Source organism: Micromonospora chersina (assembly GCF_900091475.1).
Taxonomy (GTDB): Bacteria; Actinomycetota; Actinomycetes; order Mycobacteriales; family Micromonosporaceae; genus Micromonospora; species Micromonospora chersina.
This window is the reverse complement of record NZ_FMIB01000002.1, coordinates 1,331,462-1,352,692: the sequence shown is the minus strand read 5'-3', so window position 1 is coordinate 1,352,692 and position 21,231 is coordinate 1,331,462. Positions and strand designations below refer to the sequence as shown.

Below are 21,231 nucleotides of genomic sequence, written 5' to 3'. Positions count from 1 at the left end.
GTGCAGGGAGACTTCACCCGCTGGACGTTCGACCCGCGCGACGGCTACCGCCAGGTGCTGTTGCAGCAGGGCCGGATGCTGCTCGACGCCGAGTGGAACGAGCAGACGAAGATCACCGCCTGGCACGACGAGGAACGCACCCGCGACATCGTCGGCGCGGCCGGCGGGCCGCTCGACGGGGCCGGCTTCGCGGTGGTGGACACCGCCGGCGCCACCCCCACGGCGACCGCCTGGGCCGACCTGCGGATCACCCCCGGCCGCTACTACGTGGACGGGGTGCTTGTCGACGCCCTCCCGCCGGCCGGCGGCGGGCCCGGGCACAAGCTCGCCGACCAGCCGTACCTGCCCAAGGTCGGCGACCTGCCCGGGCTGCCCGAGCCCACCGCCGACGGCCGGTACGCCGTCCTGCTCGACGTCGCCGACCAGCACGTCACCGCCGACCAGGCGCCCCGGCTGCGGGAGTCCGCCCTCGGCGGCCCGGACACCACCACCCGGGCCCGCACGGTCTGGCAGGTCCGGTTGGTCAAGGTGGCCGCCGGCACGGCCTGCGCGACCGTGGTCGACCCGGTGTGGGGCGGCCGGACCGCACCCACCATGACCGCCGCGCTGCGCGAGGTGGACCCGACCGCCGACCCGTGCCGGCTCAGCGGCTCCGGCGGCTACCGCCGGCTGGAGAACCAGCTCTACCGCGTGCAGGTGCACGACGTGGCCACCGACGGCACGGCCCGCTACCTCTGGTCGCGGGAGAACGGCAGCGTGGTGGCCGGGCTGACCGCCATCGGCCCGCCCTCGGCGGCCGCCGCCGCGGCCGGTATGGACGCCGAGCTGAGCCTGGACCGGGTCGGCCGGGACGAGGAACTGTCCTTCCGGGAGGGTGACCTCGTCGAGGTGACCAGCCCCGACCGGGAGCTGCACGGGCGGCCCGGGCACCTGGCCACCGCGGGCGCCCCGGACGGGACCACGCTGCCGGTGACGTGGGCCGCCGGCGCGCCGGCCAGCCTCGCCGCCCTCGGCCGCACCCCGATCGTCCGGCGCTGGGACGGCCCGGCCCAGGTGGCGAACGCCAGCCCCGACGAACTGGACGACGCCGGCATCGAGGTGCGGTTCGGCGCCGGCGACTTCCGGGTCGGCGACCACTGGCTGATCCCCGCCCGCACGGTCCGCCTCGTCTACGGCGTCAGCGCCCTCTCCGGCACCATCGACTGGCCCACCGACGGCCTCGGCAACCCCCTCGCCCGGCCGCCGCTGGGCCCGGTGCACCACGTCGCGGTGCTCGGCATGCTGCGCCGCACCACCGTCGGCGGCGCCGGCCGTTGGGCGCTCGACGACGACTGCCGCAAGCTCACCCCGCCGCTGACCGACCTGGTCACCCTCGACCTGCTCGGCGGCGACGGCCAGGAGGCCCCGCCCGGCCAGCCGCTGCCCGAGCCGGTGCGGGTGGTGGTCCGCAACGGCGGCCGCCCGGTGCACCGCGCCCGGGTCCGGTTCACCGCCGCCGACGGGCACCTGGCCACCGGCGTACCCACCGCCGCCGACCCGGCCCAGGTGGTCCTGGAGACCGACCCGCGCGGGCAGATCGACGTACGCTGGCTGCTGCCCGGCACCGGCCCGGCCACCCGGGTCCTCACCGCGGTCCGGCTCGACGACGCCGACGCCCCCGTCGACGCCGAGGTCCGTGTCACCGGCCGCCGCGACGAGGGCGGCACGGTCTGCCTGGTCGTACGCCCCGAGACCGACCTCGTGCAACTCCTCGCCGACCTGTCCGGGGTCACCGCGCTGGCGCTCTGCCTGACCGCGGGGGAGTGGACGCTGGACGAGCCCGCCGTGCTGACCGGGGTCTCCTGCGTGCTGATCACCGGGGTCGGCTCCGCCACCCGGATCGTCTCCGCCGCCGAGTCGGCGCTGCGCTTCGTCGACTGCGGCGAGGTGCAGGTCCGCGACCTGTCCGTGGCGGCCGTGCCGGTCGAGAGCGACAAGCGCAACGGTGCCCTCGACATCCAGCGCACCGGCCTGGTCCTCGTCGAACGGGTCCACGCCGAGATCGGCGACGCCCCGGCCGCCGTGGCCAGCGGGATCACCGTCCGCGGCGACGACACCGAGGGCGGCCGGCCGGTGGAGCGCACCGTGGTCCGGGACTGCCGCGTCGAGGCGGGGCACGCGCAGACCGGCGTGCTGGTGCTGCACAGCCGGCGTACCGACGTGGTCGGCTGCGACGTGCTGGCCACCGCCGACCCGGGCGCCGACCCGGAGAAGCGGTTCCTCGAATGGCTCGCCGACCCCCGCTTCGCCCGGCGGATCGCCCGGCGCGCCGTGCACCCGCTGCTCGCCGGGGAGGATGCCCTCGGCCTGCGCAAGGGCTGGTCGTCGCTCGTGGAGACCCGCAACCTGCGCTTCGGCTCGGAGATCGACGACTCCAAGGGCTGGACCGCGTACCTCGGCGACCAGCAGGTCCGGACCGTCGAGGAGCTCCAGGACGTGGTCCGCGACGACCTGGTCCGGCACAACCCGGACTCCCGGTTCTTCGACGAGCGGACCCGGTTCGCCGCCTGGCTGCGCCGCGTCGCCGAGGAATTCGCCGCCGAGGCGACGGCCACCGCCGGCATCACGATCGCGGGGACCACCGCCGCCGACGTCCGGGTCCGCGACAACACCGTCACGGGCGCGCTCACCGGCATCAGCGTCGCCCTGGGCGACCCGGACGAGGAGCGCGAGACGGTACGCCGGACGTGGATCACCGGCAACACCGTCGCCCCGCCGGCGCAGGCCGCCACCGCCTTCCTGCACCAGGGGATCTACGTCGGGGACTGCCACCGCCTCGACGTGTCGTCCAACGTCGTCGACCTGGCCGGCGCCAAGCCCGGGTACCCCGTGCAGGGGCTGCTCTGCGCCGGCCGGCTCGGCCCGCACGCGGTCGCCGCCGCGAACACCTTCGACGGCACCGTGCTCGGCATCCGCGTGGTACCCGGCCCGTCGGGCTCGCCCGCGTTGTGGGTGGCGCGGGACAATGTCTGCACCACCGGTCCGGTGCTTGTCGACGGCACCGGCTCGTGGCGCGACGAGGGGAACGTGGGCGTGTGAGGGTGGCGGAGGCGGCCCAGCCGTCCCGGTCGGCTGACCGGGACGAGCCCGAGCGCGCCCGCCCGGAGGCGGAACGGCCGGAGCGGCGGTCGAGCCGGCCGGCCCGCAGCACCCACAGCGTGGCCCGCATCCCCGTGCACGCCCCGCCCGACCCGGCCGCCGAACACGACGCCCACGCCACCGCCGCCCGCCTCGTCGCCGCCCGACCCACTCACGGCACCGCCGCCCGACCCACGCTTGCCACCGCCGGCCGGCCCGCCGACACCACCGCCGCCCGGCCCACGCACGCCACCGCCGCCCGACCCATCCAGGCCGCCGCCGCCCGGCCCGCGTCGCCGGCCGCCGCCGCCCGGCCGGTCGCCCGGCTCGCCACCGTGCCCGACCCGCGGCTGGGCGGCGGCCGGCCGCTGACCGGCGCCGAACGCGCCCGCTACGAGCCGGCGCTCGGCATGGATCTGACCGGGGTGCGCCTGCACGACGGTCTCGCCGCGAAGCTGGCCGCCAAGGAACGGCGGGCGCACGCGTTCACGTACGGCAACCACGTGGTCCTCGGCGCCGGGGCCGGGCCGGGCGGCGCGCCCGGCCGGGAGCTGGTGCTCGCCCACGAGTTGGCCCACGTCCGCCAGCAGGCCCGTCCCGTGCCCGCCCCGGCCGGCGGGGCCACCGAGCACCCCGGTCGCGGCCCACCGGCCACCCCGGCCCGGTCCGCGCCGCTCGGCGTGCAGTGCTTCGCGCTCGCCGACACCCCCGTGGGCCGGTTCGTCTCCGACACCGCGAGCGACGCCGCCGCCCTGGGCCGTGGCGCGCTCGACACCGCCCTCGACGTGGGCGGGGAGATCGCCGGGACCGCCCTGGAGGCGGCCTCCGCGGTCGTCGACCGGCTCGCGCCCGGCCTGCTGGAGTTCCTCCGCGGCGGCGCGCTGGTCCGGCTGCGCGAGCTGCTCTGCACCGGCGTCAACGCGCTGCTCGGCCGGCTGCTCGCCGGCCTCGCCGACTTCGACCCGATGTCCGCCATCGAGTCCACCTTCACCGGGCTCGCCCAGGGCGTCCGCGACGTCCAGGCCCGCCTCGGCGGCGCCGCCCGGTCCGCCGTCGGCGCCCTGCTGCGCCCGGTGGTGGCCGCCCTCCAGGAGTGGGACGGCCCGATCATCCGGAACCTGCGCACCGTCGCGGACACCGTCAACGAGGTCTTCACCGGGCTCTGGGACCACCTCGCGGTCCCCGCGCTGGACCTGCTCGGCGCGGCCGGCGGCGCCGTCTGGGAGTCCTTCACCCGGCTGGGTGGCTGGCTGTGGGACCTCACGGCGCCCATCCGCGCCGGCGCGTCGTACGCCTGGGACTGGCTCTGCACCCAGTTCGGTCTCGCCTGGGACAGCACCGAGGGCGCCCGCAGCTGGCTTGCCAACCTCGCGAACTCGGCCTGGGAGACCCTGCGGGCCACCATCGAACCGATCCGTACGCCGCTCATGGTGGTCGGCGGCATCCTGGTCCTGCTCTCCCCGCTCGGCCCCGTGGTGGTGCTGACGCAGGTGCTCCCGCCGCTGTGGGACGGGCTGACCTGGCTCTGGGAGAACTGGAACACCCGCGAGATCCTCGTCGCCGCCCGGCAGGTGCTCCAGGACCGCATCCTGCCCACCGTGATCGGCGCGGTCACCGGCGCGGCCAGCACCCTCGCGGCCGCGGCGGCCTGGCTCGCCGACGTGGCCGGCCAGGTCGGCACCGCCATGGGCGGTGTGCTCGGCGCGTTCGGCGCCAGCACCTGCCTCACCGCGGTGTCCACCCTGCTCACCGGCGTGGCCAACCAGTTCACCCGGATGGCCGCCTGGGCACGCGGCGGGTTCAGCGGGCTCACCGAGGCCCTGCACGCCGTCTTCGACGCGCTGGTCGCCATCTTCCAGCCCATCCTGGACTTCCTGGTCCGGCTGGCCGTGGTGGTCGCCAACCCACTCATGCTGCCGATCGTCATCGGCGCGGTCATCTGGCTGCTCTGCCCGGACGACCTCAAACCGCCCGTGATCAACTTCGTGCTCGACCTGCTCATCGTGGCGATCGGCGCGCTGCCCACCCTGCTCACCGGCCTGGGCCCGCTCGGCGCGCTGCTGCGCGAGGGCGTCGTCGGCTTCCTCACCCAGCTGCGCTACGGCGAGCGGATCGGCGACCAGCAGCGCATCGACGCCAGCAACAAGATCGCCAACCTGGCCGCCGGCGGGGGCGTGTCCTTCGTGGCCGGCATGGCGTGGGGCATCGTGCAGGGCGTCGTCGACGGCATCATCGACCCGTTCCGGCTCCTGTTCATGCTGGCCCAGCTCCTGGTGGCCGCCGCCCGAGCCGTGGCCCGGGTGGTCCAGTCGTACGCCCCGGGCATGGCCCTGGTCCGCGCCCCGCCGGCCGTGGGCGGACGGGCCGGCGCCGCCGGGCCGGCACCCACTGCGGCCTCGCCGAGCGCGGCCACCACCGCGGCGGTCTCCGTTCCCGTCACCGCCGGCTCCGTCCCGCCGGCGTCGGGTGTGGCCGCCACGGCGCCCGGCGTCGGCGCGGCGGCGGCCTCGACGGCCGCCCCGGCGCTCGCGGCGGCCGGTGCCGGCCCCACCGCGACGACCGCTGCCCTCGCCGCTCCGACGGTCACCGCCGCTCCGGCGGCCGGCACCGGCCCGACGGCCGCCGCCGTCCCCGCCGTCGCCGCAGGCCCGACGGCGGTCGGCGGCGGGGCGGCCGGCGCGGCGGTGGAGCTGGCGGCCGTGCCCGGCGAACCCACCGACGCGCAGATCGTCGCGGCGCTGCCGGCCGGCGCCCTGGCCCAGGCGGCGGCCGGCGGGGTGGAGGCCGACCTCGACCCGGTCACGCTGGAGACCGAGATGCGCGGCGAGGTGCAGAGCGAGGGCGCCACCGTGGGCGGGCTGGCCCAGCTCCTCGGCGACGCCTGGGCGGCCATGGTGGCCGGCGCCCAGTCGCTCGGCGCGCGGGCCGCCGACGCGCTGCTCGAATTCATCATGCTGCCCGACTTCGAGCTGGGCCGGAAGATCGGCTTCGTGGCCGGGTTCCTGCTGCTCCAGGCCGCCATCATCTACTTCAGCGCCGGCAACTACGCCGCCCTCAAGGCCGTCGAGCCGGGGCTGCGCACCCTGCTGGTCTACCTGCTTCGCTTCCTCGACCTCGGCGGCGAACTGCTCGGCGTGCTCGGCCGGGCGCTGCGCCCGCTGCGCGGGCCGCTCATGCGGGGCATCGGCGCCGCGCGCGGCTTCCTCAGCCGGTTCCGCTTCGCCGCCGGGCTCCTCGAACGGGTCGAGGGGCTGGCCGGGAGGATGCTCGGCCTGGGCGACGAGGCGGCCCTCGCCGCGAGCCGGGCCGCCCGGGAGGGCGCCGAGACCGGGGCGTCCCGCACCGCCCGGGAGGCCGTCGAGGCCGGCGTGGCTCGGGAGGGCGCGGCGACCGGCGCGTCCCGCACCGGCCGGGAGGCGGCCGAGGCCCGCGCCGCCCGCGAGGCCACCGAGGCCGGTGGCGCCCGGGCCGGCCGCGAGGGCGCCGAGGGCGCCGCCACCCGGGAGGCCGACGAGCTGGGCGAGGGCGTGGTCCGCGCGGCCGACGAGCCCGGCGTGCCGAGAGTCGCCGACGACGCCGCCAAGCTGGCCCAACTTCCGGAGGCGATCGGAGCTGCCCGCTTCATCAAGGCGGCGAACGACCGGGTGGACACGCCGGTCCCCGCACTGCTCGCCGAGCTGATGCTGCTCAAGCGCCGCTACCGGTGGATCGACACGTTCGAGGCCGTGCCGACCGGACCTGGCGCCTACCGGATCGAGTTGATCGCCAGCCACCACGACCTCGGCGGCTACACCACCGGATTCCGGTCGACCCGCGACACGCTGTCGCGCATCACCGAGAACTTCCAGGACGTGCTGGACGCCAACCCTGCCGTCCGGGCCCGGTTCCGCCGGATCGCCCGGATGGCCCAGACGGACGCAGAGGGCGCGGCCCGGGCCGCGGCGGCCCTGGAGGAGGAACTGACCAACCGCGGCGGACGCGGCGTGGCGGACCTGTTCGACCAGGCGCAGATGCCGAGCCGCGGCGTCGACCCCCGGGCGGCCGCGGAAGGGCTTTCCCCGTTGGACCGCCCGCGCGGCGCGCCGCCGATCGAGAGCGGGGCCCGCGGCACCGTCGGCGAGGCCCGGCACGCCCTGGAGGTCGCCCCGACCGTACCGAGACGCGCCAGCGACGTCGTGTCACCGGCACGGCAGGCAGAGCTGCGAGCCGAACTCCTCAGCGGCGAACGCAGCCTGGTCGACTTCGCGCGCCAGTTCCCGCCGGAGGGCGCCGCCCAGGTGTTCCTGCCGACCGGTCGCGGCGGCGGCCGGTACATCGACCACATGTTCGTGGACGGCTCGACGGTGGTGCTGCGCGAGAGCAAGAACGTGCGGATGTTCCGGCTCACCGAGGGTTACCGGACGCAGATCGACAAGGACATCGAACTCCTCACCAGGTTCGTCGACGCCCGCGTCGAGTGGCGTATCACCGGCGCGCTCGACGACGCCGCCCGCGCCGAACTCGACCTGCTCGTCACGGAGCTGGGAGGCCGCTTCCGGTACGTGACCGGCGCTCTCTGACATGCCCCCGTGGGCCGCAGCCGGGTCAGGCTGATCGGACGACCCAGTAGGTCTGCTTGTGGCCTCGTGCTTCCATCGTGGCGGCCACCGAGTCCGCCTCCGCCCGGGTGTCGTGTCGGGAGACCACATAGCGGTTGCCGTTGTCGTCCTGCCGCCACACCGTCCAGCTCCGCTGGCCGTGCCGGATCTCGGCGTCAGTCGGCGGCCCGCCCGGATCCACACTCTCCATGCGGCCACGATCCGCCCTCACCCACCGGCCGGTCAACGCCCCGAAGGCGCCGACGCCAGCAGGCCGTAGCCGGGCGCCCTCAGGCGATCGCCGCCATCGGCACGGCCAGCCCTCCCATGCGTAAGGGTGCTGCACACGGGGCTGCGCCGACAAACACCGCATGGCAGGGTCGTGACCCATGATCGATGAGTTCGCGAAAGAGTACCTGCACCACGATCTGCGCGACATCCGCGAGACGATGCTGTGGAAGCTCGACGGGCTGTCCGAGTACGACGTGCGCCGACCCCTGACCGTGACCGGCACCAACCTGCTCGGCCTGGTCAAGCACCTGTCGACCTGCGAGGCCAGGTATTTCGGCGAGGTCTTCGGCCGGCCGTTCCCCGAGTCCCTGCCCAGGTGGGACGACGCCGCCCACGACGACACCGACATGTGGGCGAGCGAGCACGAGACGCGCGAGGAGATCATCGACCGCTATCGGCGGGTCTGGGCGCACTCGGACGCGACGATCGACGCCCTCGCCATCGACGCGCCCGGTCATGTGCCCTGGTGGCCACGTCCGAACGTGAAGCTGTTCAACATCCTGGTCCACGTGCTCACCGAGACCAGCCGGCACGCCGGACACGCCGACATCCTCCGCGAACAACTCGACGGCTCCACCGGGGCGATGGCCGAGTACGCGCACCTGGAACCGACCGACAAGGACTTCCTGGCGGCGCGGTGCGCGAGGATCGAGCGGGCCGCCAAGGCAGCCGCCGCGGGCTCCGGTCACGACGGCCTTCCCCTCACACAAGGCTGAACCACGGCACGTTGCTTTTCCGGGATCACGTCCTCCGGGGAGGTTGATCCCAGCGATGCCGAAATCGGTTCTAGAAATCTGCTCTAGTTCGGGCCTAGGCTGCGGCCATGGCGGAGACGGTGACGGCGGTCGTGACCGGGGCCAATCGCGGCATCGGGTTCGCGGTGGCCGGGGAACTGATGCGACGAGGCTGCCGCGTGGTGCTGGTGACCAGGGATCCGGCGCGGGGCGAGCAGGCCCTGGCGGCGCTGCGGGCGTCCCCGGGCGGCGCGGCCGGTTCGGCGGAGCTGGTGGTGGGCGACCTGTCGGTGGTGTCGTCCGTCCGGGCCGTCGCGGCCGAGCTGAGCGACCGCTGCGAGCGGATCGACGTGCTGGTGCACAACGCCGGTGTCTGGCCGACCCGGCTGATACGCACCGAGGACGGGTACGAGCAGTCGTTCGCGGTGAACCACCTGGCGCCGTTCCTGCTCAACCACCTGCTGGAGACTCGGCTGCGCAGGGTGGTCCAGGTCAGCGCCGGCCTCTACGTCAAGGGCAGGGTGGATCCGGACCGGACGCCCTGGGGTGCGGACTTCCACCGGATGCGCACCTACTGCGACACCAAGCTCGCGAACCTGCTCACCGTGCCACTGTTCGCGCAGCACTGGGCGAACACCGGCGTGACCATCGACGCGGTGCATCCCGGCGTCATCAGGACCGGGCTGGGCGATTCCGGCGGAGTGCTGGGCCTCCTGCTCAAGGTGGTCAAGCGCCGGTGGGCCACTCCGGAGGCCGGCGCGGCGCCGGTGGTGCGGCTGGCGTTCGCGCCCGGTGAGCGCTCCGGTCGCTACTTCGACGGCGACCGTCCGGCACCGCTCGCGCCGGTGGCGGACGATCCCGCTCTGGCGCGACGACTGTGGGATCAGGGGATGGCGCATGTCGCCTAAGCAGCAGCGGGGCGAGGCGACCGCCGAGCGGCTGCTCGCCGCGGCGCTCGACGTGTTCGACGCCGCCGGCCAGCCCGGCTTCACGGTCAACGCGGTGACCACGGCCAGCGGCGTGAGCCTCGGGAGTCTCTACCACCACTTCGGCAGTTTCGACGGTCTGGCCGCGGCGCTGTACAGCCGGTGCATGGCGGCGCTGTTCGACGAGCTGATCGCGGCGCTCGGCCGGGCCCGGACGGCCCGCACCGGCGTCCGCGCCATCGTGGTGGCCTACCTGCGCTTCACCGAGGACAACCCGGCCGCGGCGCGGTTCATCCACGACTCGGCCTACACCGGCTACCTGGCCGCGCACGCCGAACAGGTCGCCGCGGCCAAGGCGCCGCGCATGGCGGCCGTCGCCGGCTGGCTGCGGCCGCGCATGGCGGCCGGCGAGATCGCCACCCTGCCGGAGCCCCTGGTCGAGATGCTGATGATCGGCCCGGTGGCGGAGACGGCACGCCGGTGGCTCGCCGGCGTGCCCGGCATCGATCTCGGGCAGGCCGCCCGCGTCCTGCCCGACCGGATCTGGCGCTCCCTCGCCCCAGACTGAGCCCGGGGCGCGGAGGTGGCTGATCAGTCGCCGTCGAGCACCATCATCAGGCCGCCTGTTGCCGTGCTCGTGCACGGAGCGGGGCCAGGGCCGCGGTCCAGTGCACCAGTTCGTCGAGCATCGCCTCGGCGCTGGCGTCCATGGTCTCGTTGGGTCGCAGCGCGCCGTCCTCGTCGACGAACTGGGCGACGAACGGGATGTGCACGGCCTCGGGGATCGGCGTCATCTTCAGCGTGGTCAGCACCTGCTTGATCATTTGCGCGGCGCGGGTGCCGGCACTGACACCGCCGTAGCTGACCAGGCCGACCGGCTTGTAGGCCCACTCGTGCGCGAGGTAGTCGATGGCGTTCTTCAGCGGGGCCGTGTAGCCGTAGTTGTACTCGGGCATGACGATCAGGAACGCGTCGGCCCGGTCGATCGTGGCGCTCCAGTCGCGGGTGTGCTGGTGCTCGTAGCGGCGCAGGCGCGGGTGGTGCGGCTCGTCCATGAACGGCAGGTTCCACTCGGCGAGGTCGACGAGTTCCACCTGGTCGAAGCCGCCGTGCTTGACCGCCGCGGCGTGGATCCACTCGGCGACCGGCAGGCCGAGCCGGCCCGGCCGGGTGCTGGCAATGATGATCTGCAAGGTGGTCATGTTCCGCTTCCTCGAGAAGTCGCTGACGTATCAGCAACCTAACCGCCGGATTGCTGACGTGTCAGCAATCCGGCGTAGACTGTGACGCATGACCCAACCGCGGTGGCTGAACCCCGAGGAACAACGCCTGTGGCTGGCCTTCCTGCGCATGCGGCGCGCCATCGACGTCGCCATCGACGGTCAGCTCGCCGAGGCCGGCCTGTCGCCCGCCGAATACGACGTCCTGGCCCCGCTCTCCCAGAGCGGGGAAGCACTGCGCGTACGGGACCTGGCCGCGCAGATCGGCTGGGACCGCAGCCGCATCGCCCACCAGCTCCGGCGCATGGAACAGCGCGGGCTCGTCGCGCGGTCCGGCAGCACGACGGACCGGCGTGGCACGCTGGTCCACCTCACCGACCTCGGGCGTACGGCGATCACCGCCGCCGCGCCGGGGCACGTCGAGACGGTCCGCCGGGTGCTGTTCGACCAGCTCGACCAGCACGACCTGACCCACCTCACGGCCATCGCCGAGCGGGTGGCCGACGCCGCTGGACTTACGGGCATCTCCCGCACCGGCGGCCCGGCTCCGCGCGCCGCAGCCCAGGCCGGCCGCCAGGGACTCGAACGCTGAACCCCTCTGGCGTTCTTTGGATGGGATCAGATCGCACGGACCGCGCCTCCCCAGCCACGTCGGATGTCGGCGGCAACGAGGCCTGGCACTACGACGAATTGCGGCCCGAGGCAATCGACGAGGTCTGCTGACCGAGAATGTAGCCCGGCATCCAGGACCCGAGGATGCGGCAGTGGCCGGCGGTGAGCGAGGACAGGCGATGGCGCAGGTGGACACGGCGGGAAGCGGGCAGGGCGGCGCCGGGCGCCGGGATACCGGCGCCGGGACCTGGCGCGCGCGCATCGGCCCGGCGATACGCGCTGCCTCCCGGCCGGGCCCCTGGAAGCGCGGCCCGGTGCTCACGGCGCTGGCGCTGCTGCTCGGGCTGCTCATGCTGCTGCACGCCAGGATCCCGAACCGGATCGGGAATCTGGGCAGTTTGGTGGAGACCTTCCTGCCGTGGTTCGGTCTGTTCATCCCCGTCCTGCTGATCGCGGCGCTGTGGCGCCGATCCGCCTCCGCGGTGGCCGCGCTGCTGCTGCCGGTGATCGTGTGGCTGAACCTCTTCGGCGGGTTGCTCGGCGACAGGTCCCACCCGGGCGGCGGCCTCACCGTGGCCGAGCACAACGTCGGCGCCGGCAATCCCGACCCGGCCGGCACCGCGCGCGACCTGGCCGCCTCCGGGGCGGACGTGCTGGCCCTGGTGGAGCTGACCGAGGAGGCCCGGGGCACGTACGAGACGGAGTTGGCGAAGGCGTACCCCTACCACACGGTGCAGGGCACGGTCGGGCTGTGGAGCAAGCTGCCGCTGTCGGACACCCAGCCAGTCGACACCAAGATGGACGCCGGGCCGCTGGGGGACACCAAGCCGCTCGACATCAAGATGGCCTACAACCGGGCGCTGCGCACCACGGTGGCCACGCATCAGGGCCCCCTGGCGGTGTATGTGGCCCACCTGGGGTCCGCGCGGGTGAATCCCAGGGCGGGCTTCTGGACGGCCCACCGGGACAGAAATGCCCAGGCGCTCGGCGAGGCCATCGCCGCCGAGCAGAACGAGCGGGTGGTGCTGCTCGGCGACCTGAACGGCACCATTGACGACCGCGCGTTCGCCAGCATCACCTCGCAGCTGCGGTCGGCCCAGGACGCGGCCGGGAACGGCTTCGGCTTCACCTGGCCGGCGAAGTTCCCGGTGGTGCGGATCGACCAGATCCTGGTGAGAGGCGTGAAGGCCGGGAGCTCGTGGGTGCTGCCGGCCACCGGCAGCGACCACCTGCCGACAGCGGCCCGAATCGCGCTCTGATCACGCCTTCCGAAGCCGCCCCGCAGCCTGATGCAGCCGATCCCCGAGCGCGGCTTGCAATGCCTCACCAAGGATTCGGTATGCGGGGTCCCGGGTCAACCACAGCAGTTTGTGCCGCTCGCCGTCGCGCATCCGCAGCCGCAGGCCGTGAGCGGTGACGCCCCGAACCAATCGAGCGTGCGAGACCTCTGCAAAGAGTATGACCTTGTTCGTCGGGTGCTCGGCCGGCAGGCGCTCCAGGTCGAATTCGGCGACGTCGGCTCGTCCCAACGGCTCCGTCACTGTGGGCCCGAATCCATGCGAACGGGACTCCTCGAGGGTGAGCCGCCGTCGGAGCAGTCCAGTGGGTGTGAGCCACAGCTCGCCATGGATCCAGTCCAGCCACCCGGTCGTGCAGCTGCGGGTGACGCACTCAGCGATGTCCATAGCCGCGCAGCCTAACCAGGCGCGCCGAGACTTCGGCGGGGACGCATCAAGGCCCCACCACGCGATGGCCGGTTCGTGGTTACCCGACTGTGCGACCTCCGATCGGAGGCCGTCGACCGGGCCCGCCGCTAACCCAGGAGGTTCTTGGCCATGATGTGCTCGCGGCGCACGCCGTCGGGCATGAGGTCGCCCAGTTCATCGGTGTCACGGAAACCGTTCCGCTGGTAGAGCCCCCAGGCGTTCGTGTTGCCCTCAACCACGCCCAGCCGCAGCGTCCGCGCGCCCACCAGCCGGGCCCACTGCTCGACCGCCTGCACGAGGTGGTCGCCCACGCCTTGGCCGCGTCCCACAGGTGCCACGTACATCGAGATCAGCTCGACGACCCCGTCGTGATCGGTCGGCACCCCGCTCGCCATTCCGACGGGTTGCCCGTCGAGCATGGCCAAGATGTTGTACGAGCCGGGGATGGACAGCCGCCCACGCCAGCGTTCCTCTCGGTCGCCGTCGCCCTGCCAGTCCGCCAGCTGGGCGCCGAAGGCATGCCCAGCCTCCGCCAGCGCAGCAAGCCGCAGTTCCCGCCACGACTTCCAATCGCCCTCGCCGAGCACGCGTGTTTCGATCATGCGGAGAGGGTTCCGCAGGCATGGCGAGCAGGCAACCCGGTATCCGGTGACACGGTGTGACGAGTAGGCGCTGTCGGACGGCGAGCTGTCACCTGTCACCCGAGATTGATCCGTCACGCGACTAGTGGAGCCCGACAAACCGGCAGGCGGCCGACCGTCGGAGGTGCGAGTCGCCAACCGTGTGCCAGCCTGACGGCCATGTACGCAGAGACACGGGTCGCGCTGGTCTGCACCTACGACAGCGACGCTGATGCGGCCTATATCTATCTCGATTGCCCTGTGCCGGCGGGTGGGGTGCAGCGCGTGGTGCCCTTCGACACTGATGAAGGCATGTACAACCTCGACGTCAACGCCCAGGGGCATGTCGTCGGCCTGGAAATCCTCAACGCCGGCAAGCGGCTACCGCCCACGCTCCTGCGGGCGATCTCGAACCCGACCCAGGAGCAGGCAGAGAGCGAATGCCGACGCCACTGACCGAAGGGGTCAGCGGCCGCCCAGGGAGCGGCCGTTCTTGGCCAGCTCCCACCGGGTCGCCGTGGCCACCTGCTCCCCGGTGATCCGCTCCCCGTCCGCACCCAGGTACGCCGCGGTCAGCGCCGCCGCGGCGATCCCGCCCCCGGGCAGGTCCACGGCGGCCAGCCGTTCCGGATCGATGTCGGCCGGCACACCCGCCGGGAACGCCCGCCGCCACATGGTCTCCCGGGCGGCCCGGTCCGGGTACGGGAACGTCACCACGAGCCGCAGCCGGCGCAGGAACGCCTGGTCCAGCACGGACCGGGCGTTGGTGGTGAGGATGGCCAGCCCGGTGAACGACTCCATCCGCTGGAGCATGTAGCCGACCTCCAGGTTGGCGTACCGGTCGTGGCTGTCGCGTACCTCGGTGCGCTTGCCGAACAGGGTGTCCGCCTCGTCGAACAGCAGCACTGCCGCGCCGTCCTCGGCGGCGTCGAAGACCCGGCTCAGGTTCTTCTCCGTCTCGCCGATGAACTTGCTGACCACCTGGCTGAGGTCGACCACCACCAGGTCCAGGCCCAGCTCCCGGGCGATCACCTCGGCGGCGAGGGTCTTGCCGGTGCCGCTGGGCCCGGCGAAGAGCGCGGCGGTGCCCAGTCCGCGGCTGCTCCGGTCGGCGAATCCCCACTCGTGCAGCACCCGGGTGCGGTGGTGCACGGCGGCGACCAGCGACCGCAGCTGCGCCACGTGGGTGTCCGGCAGCACCAGGTCGGCCCAGCGGGCGCGGGGCCGGACCACCCGGGCCTGCCCGCCGTAGCGGCTGCGGGAGCGGGCCCGGCACGCCTGCCACAGCGGCGTGCCGGCGGCCGCGTCCCCGGCGGCCAGTTCCAGGTCGGGCAGGGCCAGGTCGAACACCCCGGCCACCGCGGCCGCCTCGCCCGCCGCCCGGTCCGCCAGGTGCCGGTCGAGCGCGGCGTCCAGCGCCGTCGCGCGTTCGGCGATGGGCAACCGGGGTACGCCGACCAGCACGCCGTCGGCCAGCACGGTGTCCACGGCGCCCAGCACGGCGACCGGGGCGGGCAGCGTGCCGAGGGCGCGGACCAGCGCGCGGGCGTCCTCGGGGCGGGCCCCGTCGGCGTCGAACGCCCACGCGGCCGGCGCGAGCAGGCTCTCCCGCCCGATCAGGCGCAGCAGCCGGTCCCGGTCGCGTACCGCGGAGGGGAGGTCGGCCACCGCGACCAGCCGCAGCTCGCAGCCGGCGGCGTCTGCCGCGGCGGCCGCGACGACCGGCAGGTTGGCCGGCTGCGGCCCCTGGAGCACGGCGGGGCGGCCATGTTCCCAGACGGTGCGGATGGTGGCGGCGACGGCGGCGAACGCGGGCGGCAGCGCGGCGGGCGGCGGGACGGGTCGGGCCACGGCGGCGAGGTCGGGTTCGAGGTAGCGCACGCCCATGAGGTGGTGCAGCACCCGTTCCTCGATGACCAGCGGGCTGCCGGTGGGGGTGTCCGGGTCGAGCAGGCGGACCAGGTTCCAGCGGCGCAGCGGGGCGTCCGGCGTGAGAGCGCTCCAGTGCGCGCCGGGCAGCGCGGCCAGGGCGAGGCCGAAGGTGGGGCGGGGCTGCCCGTGCGCGGCGGTGAGTTCGTCGGCGACCTCGCCGGCCAGCTCGGGGCCGGTGGCCAGTAGCAGCACCGCCCGTTCGAAGCCGGTGAGCCGCAGGGCGGCGGCGAGCGCGTCGAGCGCCGTGGGCCGGTCGAGCAGCGCGCGGGCCGCCGCGAGCCGGCCCTCCGCCGCGGCGAGTTCGGCCCGGTCGGGTTCCCCCGGGTACGCGACGAGCCGCACCCGCAGCACGTCCAGTTCGGCGACGAGCGCGAGCCGGTTCGCCTCGTCCCAGGACACGCCGGGCGGGTCGGCCGGGCGGGCCTGGCGGTCGGCGGCGGTCACGGCACGGTCAGGGCGGGCGCGCCGTAAACCTCTCCGACCAGGTCGGGCAGGCTGTCCACCCCGTCGACCTGCACCCGGACGAGCCAGTCGCCGCTGGGCACGTCGCCGGTGGCGAGGGCGAGCCGGTCCTGCGGGGCGGCGTCGGGAGCGAGCGGGGCGAGCCGGATGGCGAGGGCGTCCGGCTCGCCGGCCGGGCCGGGGGTGAGCCGGCTGAGCAGGACGGTGGCCCGCTGCCGGGGCATCAGCGGCGGGTCCACCCCGAGCACGATGTCGGGCGGGCCGTCCACCACCGAGGCGGTCGGGCGGACCAGCAGCGGCAGGGCGTTGGAGCCTGCGGTGACCCGGGCGGGCGCGCCACCGGCGGCCGGCGTGACGTGCGCGACCCGTACGCCGTGCAGCCCGGCCGGCACGGTGCCGTCGAGGGTGACGGCGAGGGCGCTGTCGGTGCCGCCGGGGTCAGGAGTGAGGGTGGCCGGTCCGACGTGGACTCGGGTGGTCTGCCCGGGGCGGCCGCGCAGCCCGGCGCCGCGCAGCTCGACCCGGTCGCCGGTGGCGGCGGTCCCGCCGGGCGGGTCGGTGACCAGGGCGGTCAGCACGGTGGGGCCGCCGGCCAGGACGGTGACGGGGCGCTGCCGCACCGGCAGCGCCCGGCGCGGGGTGACGTCGGCTTCGACGAGCGCGGCCGTCGCCACGTACGTCTGGGACAGCTGGTGCGGGGTGGCGAAGGTGGCCCACAGCTTCGACATCTCCTCCACCGACAGCGTGTACGGGGCGACCTTGACCCGCTCGACCTGGTCGGCCAGGTCGGACTCGGCGAGGAAGGCGGTCGGCACGTCGTCGGCGTACAGGTCGATCGCGGCGGTGACCACGTCCCGGGTCAGCGTCGGGGTGACCGCGAGGGCGAGCACGGCCCGGCCGAGCAGCCGCTGCGCGTCGAGGGACTCGGCCTCGCCGTAGCAGGTGAGCAGGTAGTACAGGTCGAGCGCGGCGACCGGCCGGCGGGTGAAGCCGCCGTCGCGGCCCCGGGTGGGCAGGTCGCTGAGGTTCCAGGCGTGGTTGGGGCGCACGTCGTACAGGTAGATGTTGATGCCGGGCGCGGTGACCAGGGCGGTGTCGGAGAGCTGGTTGGGGCGCAGCGTGGTCACGGTGGCGCCGCCGACCGGCCCGGGGTGGGTGGCGTCGAGGGCCCGTTCGAGGACGTACCGCAGGGTCGAGGTGACGGCGGCGATGGCGAGGCTGTTGCTCATCGGCCCTCCCGGCGGCGGGCGAGGTACGCGGCGTGGTCCACGGTGGAGCGGGCCGGTGGCGCCGGCGCGGGCGGCGGCGGGCTGGGCGCGCGGGTCACCACGACCCGGTCGATGTGCAGGTGGACGTCGCCGGGCGGCGGTGGGTCCTCGGCCGCTCCGGGTGGCACGGCCGGCGCGGGACGGATCGGGCCGGTGCGCACCTCGGCGGTGCCGGGCCGGGGCGGCGTGGCGGCCGGGGCCGGCCGGTTTACGAAGACGAGGCGCTCCCCGGGCTCCACGGCACGCCGGGCGACCAGCGCCGGGCCGAGGCGTTCCCGCAGCAGCCGGGCCAGGTCCGGCGCGGCGGCGCGTACCGGACCGGGGGCGGGACGGCGGGCGGCGGGCGCCGGGGCCGGCGGCGCGGCCGGGACCACGGCGGCCGGCCGGGCGACCTCCGGTGGTGGGGCGGCCACCGGGGGAGTGGCGGCGGGTGGGTCCGTGACCGCCGGGCCGTTCGGCTCGCGGCGTGCCGGGCCGGCCGGCTCCGCCCGCGCGGCGGCCCGGTCCGGGGCGGTCTCGGAAGCCGTGGCCGGCGGTGTCGGGTCCACCCGCGACCGGTCCGACCACGACCGGTGCGACCGCGGCTGGTCCGGGGCGGCCGGCACCGGCCCGGTGCGGCCGGCCGCCGTGACGGATCGCGCGGCCGGCCGGTCCGGGACCGCCCGCGACGCCGGCGCGGCGGGCTCGGGCGACGACGCGGGCGCCTCGACCGGCAGGTCGGCCGGCGGGTCGGGCCACGCGACCTCGAAGGGTTGCGGGGCGCGGAGCCGGACCAGCGGCTCCCGACCGGTGGCCTGCCGCGCCAGCCGGGCGAAGAAGCCGCCGTCGCCGCTCACGCCGCCCGCCCCGCCGTGAGGGCCAGGTACGCGCGCCGCCGCCCGGCCGGCAGGGCGAGGATGTCGGCCTCGGCCCAGCCGTACGCGGCGGCCAGGGTCGCCACCTCGGCCAGCACGGCCGGGGCGCGGCCGGCGACCCGCTCCCACAGCAGCTCCGCCACGTCCAGCGCGGCGACGACGGTCTCCCCGCAGCCGGGGCAGCGGGTCCGCAGCACCACGGCGGCCGCGCCGGCCAGTTCCTCGGCGGCGGCGTCGACGGCCGCGCGCTGCTCGGCGGTCAGCTCGCCGGGGGCGACGGGCCGGTCGGCGGCGTCCCGGACGCAGCGGGCCAGCAGCGTGCCCAGCGGGTCCTCGGAGCACCCGGCGGCCAGCAGGTCCCGGGCGGTGGGGGCGCGGACCCGCAGCGTGCCGTCGGCGACCGTCCCGGCGTCGCCGGCCGGCAGCGCGGCGACCGGCGCCAGGGGCAGCGCCACGTCGAGGACCTCCCCACAGGCGCAGGTGAGCACGGCGTCGACCGGGTCGCCGAAGGTGTCGGCGTGCAGCCGGGCGGCCAGCGCGGCGACCGTCCCGACCGAGAGATCCAGGGCGGCGTCGAGGTCGGGCAGGAGCCCGGCGGCGTGCAGCAGCACCGGGCCCCGGGCGGCCGGCGGGGCGGTGGCGGCGGCCTCCCAGACCGCGAGGAGCCGGCCGGGGTCGTCCAGCGTGGTCATGGCGGTCAGGGTTCGACGAAGGACGGCTCGGCCGGCTCGGCCACCGTGTAGTCGCGTTCCCAGCCCTCGTTCTCCAGCTTGATGCTCTGGATGGCCACCGCGTTGGCGTTCGCGTCCAGTTCGGGCAGCGCGACCCACTCCGACACCCAGCACCGGTAGACCTTGTACGCGATGACCAGCTGCCCGGCCTCGTTGTACATCTCGATGATGATGTCCTTGCGGAAGTCCGCCAGGGAGGTCTCCGCGCCCAGCCCGGAGCCGTAGTTCCACACCTTGTTGGCCCACTGCTCGAAGTCCGGGTCGTGGGTGACGCCGCGCTCCAGCACGATCGCGTCGTACTCGGTGCGCCCCGGCGACTTGCGGCTGCTGCTCGGATCGCCGCCGTGCCGGTGGGTGACCACCTCCGTGCTCCGCTTCAGCGTGCCGATCTTGCTGATCCCGGCGACGTATCGCCCGTCCCACTTCGCCCGGAACTTGAAGTTCTTGTACGGGTCGAAGCGCTGCGCGTTGACCGTGAACTCGGCCATGCCCGCCCCTCCTAGGTCGCCGCGGCCGCGGTCCGCTGCTGGATGCCGATCACCACGAACTCGGCCGGTTTGACGGCCGCGAAGCCGACCAGGACGTTCAACACCCCCCGGTCGATGTCGTACTGCGTGGTGGTCTCGCTGTCGCACTTGACGAAGTACGCCTCCCGCGGGGTGCGGCCCTGGAAGGCGCCCTGCCGGAACAGGTCCTGGAGGAACCCGCCGATGGAGGCGCGCATCTGCGCCCACAGCGGCTCGTCGTTGGGCTCGAACACCACCCACTGGGTGGCCCGGACCAGCGTCTCCTCCAGGAAGAGCGCCAGCCGCCGCACCGGCACGTACCGGTACTCGTCGGCGAGCACGTCCGCGCCGCGCAGCGTCCGCGCGCCCCAGACCAGCGTCCCGGTGGCCCGGAAGGTGCGCAGGCAGTTCACCGCGTACGGGTTGAGGCTTCCGTTCTCGCCGTCGGTGAGCGCGAGCGCCGGCCCGGTCACCCCGGCGAGGGCGGCCTCCACGCCGGCGGGCGCCTTCCACACGCCGCGCGCCGCGTCGGTGCGGGCCATCACCCCGGCGACCGCGCCGCACGGCGCGAACTCGCGGACCGCGCCGGCGCGCAGCGGGTCGGGCCGGCGCACCCGCGGGAAGTAGAGCGCCCCGTTGCGGCCGTTGGCCGTGAGCCCCCGGGCGCCGACCCAGGCCCGCACCGTGTCGGCGGTCTCGGTGGGCGGCGGGTCGACAAGCAGGAAGGCCCGCTGGCGTACGCAGAAGTCCAGCGCGTCGGCCCACACGGTGTCGTCGAGGGCCTGGTCGGGCACCGACGGCGGCAGGCACAGCAGGGTGAACAGCTCGGCGTCGCGCAGCGCGTAGATGCCCTGCTTGGTGCCCTCCAGGGCACCCCCGTCGGTGTACTCGGCGGCGGTCAGGTGCGTCCCGTCGGTGCCGGTGGCCGCCGGGTCGGCGGTGTCCACGTCGTAGCCGCCCGCGTCGGGACGGCCCGTGCCGGGCAGCGCGGGCGCCGTGCCCACCCGGACCAGCCGGGACGCGGCCAGCACGGTGTCCACCCGGCGCGGCCCGTCCACCAGGGTCACGTTCGGGTACGTCTCGACCAGCACCGGGTTCTCCGCCGGGCCCTCCCGCACGGTCAGGTGGAACAGCTCGTCGGCGTCCACGCCCTGCTGGTCGGCGACAGTGGTGGCCTCCTCGCCGGACGCGTGCGTCACCTCGGCGTGCAGCCCGTTGCCCCAGCCGCCCGGCCCCACCGCGTCGAGGGTCAGCGCGCCGTTCAGGTCGAGCTGCGCGCTGGTGGCGTCGCGGGCCAGCCGCACGATCACGGCCTGGTTGCCGCCGTTGAGGTAGAAGTCGCGGACGGCGTAGCCGAGGCCGCTGTCCCGCCACAGGCCGCCGAAGGTGCGTTCGAACTCCGCGTACGAGGAGATGGCCACCGGCACGTCCACCGGCCCGCGCAGCGCCCGCCCGACGAACGCGGCCACGGCCGTGGCGACGCCGGTGATGGTGCGACTGCCGCCGGGTATCTCCTGGATGTACACCCCGGGATGGCTGAGCGTTGCCGCCATGACGACTCCTCGACTCCACGGGCGGCCGTACGCCGCTGGCGCGACTGTGCCGCCCGCCCGTCACCGCGCCGTCACCCGGCCGTGTCGCCCCCGGATCTCGGTGGCTGTGGGTACGGTCCGCG

The 21,231-nt window shown here is 74.9% G+C and carries 18 protein-coding genes; 8 read left to right on the top strand and 10 right to left on the bottom strand.

The window, feature by feature from the left end; translation table 11 throughout:
- Both GA0070603_RS31420 and GA0070603_RS06210 read left to right on the top strand, forming a co-directional pair.
- A complete protein-coding gene (locus GA0070603_RS31420; RefSeq protein ID WP_091308486.1) occupies nt 1–3,078 on the top strand; it encodes a DUF6519 domain-containing protein in 3,078 nt (1,025 codons plus the stop codon).
- Nucleotides 3,075–7,676: an eCIS core domain-containing protein gene (locus tag GA0070603_RS06210; RefSeq protein WP_139131834.1), complete on the top strand. Its 4,602-nt coding sequence runs from the start codon at nt 3,075–3,077 to the stop codon at nt 7,674–7,676. The genes GA0070603_RS31420 and GA0070603_RS06210 overlap by 4 nt, the downstream gene beginning before the upstream one ends.
- A gap of 25 nt (nt 7,677–7,701) precedes the next feature.
- Here GA0070603_RS06210 and GA0070603_RS06205 read toward each other — a convergent pair whose 3' ends face one another.
- Nucleotides 7,702–7,905: a hypothetical protein gene (locus GA0070603_RS06205; RefSeq protein ID WP_091308482.1), complete on the bottom strand. Its 204-nt coding sequence runs from the start codon at nt 7,903–7,905 to the stop codon at nt 7,702–7,704.
- Nucleotides 7,906–8,083: 178 nt separating this feature from the next.
- Here GA0070603_RS06205 and GA0070603_RS06200 point away from each other — a divergent pair, with 178 nt between their 5' ends.
- The 3 genes from GA0070603_RS06200 to GA0070603_RS06190 all read left to right on the top strand — a co-directional run bounded on the left by GA0070603_RS06200 (nt 8,084) and on the right by GA0070603_RS06190 (nt 10,213).
- Nucleotides 8,084–8,701, top strand: a complete 618-nt coding sequence (locus GA0070603_RS06200) for a DinB family protein (protein WP_091308481.1) — start codon at nt 8,084–8,086, stop codon at nt 8,699–8,701.
- Nucleotides 8,702–8,808: 107 nt separating this feature from the next.
- Complete coding sequence (locus GA0070603_RS06195) at nt 8,809–9,627, top strand: SDR family NAD(P)-dependent oxidoreductase (RefSeq protein ID WP_091308479.1); 819 nt, start codon at nt 8,809–8,811, stop codon at nt 9,625–9,627.
- Nucleotides 9,617–10,213 (top strand): TetR/AcrR family transcriptional regulator, encoded by a 597-nt coding sequence (locus GA0070603_RS06190; RefSeq protein WP_091308478.1) that lies wholly within the window; start codon nt 9,617–9,619, stop codon nt 10,211–10,213. The genes GA0070603_RS06195 and GA0070603_RS06190 overlap by 11 nt, the downstream gene beginning before the upstream one ends.
- Before the next feature lie 46 nt (nt 10,214–10,259).
- Here the strand turns inward: GA0070603_RS06190 and GA0070603_RS06185 are convergent, their stop codons facing one another.
- On the bottom strand, nt 10,260–10,847 hold the full coding sequence (locus GA0070603_RS06185; RefSeq protein ID WP_091308476.1) for an NADPH-dependent FMN reductase: 588 nt from the start codon (nt 10,845–10,847) through the stop codon (nt 10,260–10,262).
- Between the two features lie 88 nt (nt 10,848–10,935).
- Between GA0070603_RS06185 and GA0070603_RS06180 the strand changes: the two genes are divergently transcribed.
- Both GA0070603_RS06180 and GA0070603_RS06175 read left to right on the top strand, forming a co-directional pair.
- A complete protein-coding gene (locus GA0070603_RS06180) occupies nt 10,936–11,457 on the top strand; it encodes a MarR family winged helix-turn-helix transcriptional regulator (protein ID WP_091308474.1) in 522 nt (173 codons plus the stop codon).
- A gap of 292 nt (nt 11,458–11,749) precedes the next feature.
- The gene (locus GA0070603_RS06175; RefSeq protein ID WP_425270500.1) at nt 11,750–12,736 is read left to right on the top strand and encodes an endonuclease/exonuclease/phosphatase family protein; all 987 of its coding nucleotides are present in this window, start codon (nt 11,750–11,752) and stop codon (nt 12,734–12,736) included.
- Here the strand turns inward: GA0070603_RS06175 and GA0070603_RS06170 are convergent, their stop codons facing one another.
- Both GA0070603_RS06170 and GA0070603_RS06165 read right to left on the bottom strand, forming a co-directional pair.
- The gene (locus tag GA0070603_RS06170) at nt 12,737–13,162 is read right to left on the bottom strand and encodes a hypothetical protein (protein WP_091308467.1); all 426 of its coding nucleotides are present in this window, start codon (nt 13,160–13,162) and stop codon (nt 12,737–12,739) included. It lies immediately after the preceding gene.
- 128 nt (nt 13,163–13,290) lie between these two features.
- Entirely contained in the window at nt 13,291–13,785 is a 495-nt protein-coding gene (locus GA0070603_RS06165; protein ID WP_091308463.1) for a GNAT family N-acetyltransferase, read from the bottom strand.
- A gap of 198 nt (nt 13,786–13,983) precedes the next feature.
- Here GA0070603_RS06165 and GA0070603_RS06160 point away from each other — a divergent pair, with 198 nt between their 5' ends.
- The gene (locus GA0070603_RS06160; RefSeq protein ID WP_091308459.1) at nt 13,984–14,259 is read left to right on the top strand and encodes a DUF2283 domain-containing protein; all 276 of its coding nucleotides are present in this window, start codon (nt 13,984–13,986) and stop codon (nt 14,257–14,259) included.
- 9 nt (nt 14,260–14,268) lie between these two features.
- Here GA0070603_RS06160 and GA0070603_RS06155 read toward each other — a convergent pair whose 3' ends face one another.
- Genes GA0070603_RS06155 through GA0070603_RS06130 form a run of 6 tightly spaced genes read right to left on the bottom strand, consistent with a single transcriptional unit; the run spans nt 14,269 to nt 21,109 of the window.
- Nucleotides 14,269–16,179 carry an ATP-binding protein gene (locus tag GA0070603_RS06155; RefSeq protein ID WP_091308456.1) on the bottom strand — a complete coding sequence of 637 codons (1,911 nt, stop codon included), beginning with the start codon at nt 16,177–16,179 and terminating at the stop codon, nt 14,269–14,271.
- Entirely contained in the window at nt 16,176–17,426 is a 1,251-nt protein-coding gene (locus tag GA0070603_RS32345) for a Pvc16 family protein (RefSeq protein ID WP_091308452.1), read from the bottom strand. The genes GA0070603_RS06155 and GA0070603_RS32345 overlap by 4 nt, the downstream gene beginning before the upstream one ends.
- The gene (locus GA0070603_RS06145) at nt 17,423–18,301 is read right to left on the bottom strand and encodes a hypothetical protein (RefSeq protein WP_091308449.1); all 879 of its coding nucleotides are present in this window, start codon (nt 18,299–18,301) and stop codon (nt 17,423–17,425) included. Before GA0070603_RS06145 ends, GA0070603_RS32345 begins: the two co-directional genes overlap by 4 nt.
- A complete protein-coding gene (locus GA0070603_RS06140) occupies nt 18,298–19,011 on the bottom strand; it encodes a hypothetical protein (RefSeq protein WP_091308446.1) in 714 nt (237 codons plus the stop codon). Before GA0070603_RS06140 ends, GA0070603_RS06145 begins: the two co-directional genes overlap by 4 nt.
- 5 nt (nt 19,012–19,016) lie before the next feature.
- Nucleotides 19,017–19,538 carry a phage tail protein gene (locus GA0070603_RS06135; RefSeq protein ID WP_091261579.1) on the bottom strand — a complete coding sequence of 174 codons (522 nt, stop codon included), beginning with the start codon at nt 19,536–19,538 and terminating at the stop codon, nt 19,017–19,019.
- An 11-nt stretch (nt 19,539–19,549) separates the two neighbouring features.
- Nucleotides 19,550–21,109, bottom strand: coding sequence for a phage tail sheath family protein (locus tag GA0070603_RS06130; protein ID WP_091308442.1), 1,560 nt, complete (start codon nt 21,107–21,109; stop codon nt 19,550–19,552).
- Nucleotides 21,110–21,231: the final 122 nt, after the last annotated feature.

Bases quoted from the DNA above. Each gene is read 5' to 3' on its own strand.
- GA0070603_RS06205 (WP_091308482.1), bottom strand. From the start codon at position 7,905: ATGGAGAGTGTGGATCCGGGCGGGCCGCCGACTGACGCCGAGATCCGG.
- GA0070603_RS06200 (WP_091308481.1), top strand. From the start codon at position 8,084: ATGATCGATGAGTTCGCGAAAGAGTACCTGCACCACGATCTGCGCGAC.
- GA0070603_RS06195 (WP_091308479.1), top strand. From the start codon at position 8,809: ATGGCGGAGACGGTGACGGCGGTCGTGACCGGGGCCAATCGCGGCATC.
- GA0070603_RS06190 (WP_091308478.1), top strand. From the start codon at position 9,617: ATGTCGCCTAAGCAGCAGCGGGGCGAGGCGACCGCCGAGCGGCTGCTC.
- GA0070603_RS06185 (WP_091308476.1), bottom strand. From the start codon at position 10,847: ATGACCACCTTGCAGATCATCATTGCCAGCACCCGGCCGGGCCGGCTC.
- GA0070603_RS06180 (WP_091308474.1), top strand. From the start codon at position 10,936: ATGACCCAACCGCGGTGGCTGAACCCCGAGGAACAACGCCTGTGGCTG.
- GA0070603_RS06170 (WP_091308467.1), bottom strand. From the start codon at position 13,162: ATGGACATCGCTGAGTGCGTCACCCGCAGCTGCACGACCGGGTGGCTG.
- GA0070603_RS06165 (WP_091308463.1), bottom strand. From the start codon at position 13,785: ATGATCGAAACACGCGTGCTCGGCGAGGGCGATTGGAAGTCGTGGCGG.
- GA0070603_RS06160 (WP_091308459.1), top strand. From the start codon at position 13,984: ATGTACGCAGAGACACGGGTCGCGCTGGTCTGCACCTACGACAGCGAC.
- GA0070603_RS32345 (WP_091308452.1), bottom strand. From the start codon at position 17,426: ATGAGCAACAGCCTCGCCATCGCCGCCGTCACCTCGACCCTGCGGTAC.
- GA0070603_RS06140 (WP_091308446.1), bottom strand. From the start codon at position 19,011: ATGACCACGCTGGACGACCCCGGCCGGCTCCTCGCGGTCTGGGAGGCC.
- GA0070603_RS06135 (WP_091261579.1), bottom strand. From the start codon at position 19,538: ATGGCCGAGTTCACGGTCAACGCGCAGCGCTTCGACCCGTACAAGAAC.
- GA0070603_RS06130 (WP_091308442.1), bottom strand. From the start codon at position 21,109: ATGGCGGCAACGCTCAGCCATCCCGGGGTGTACATCCAGGAGATACCC.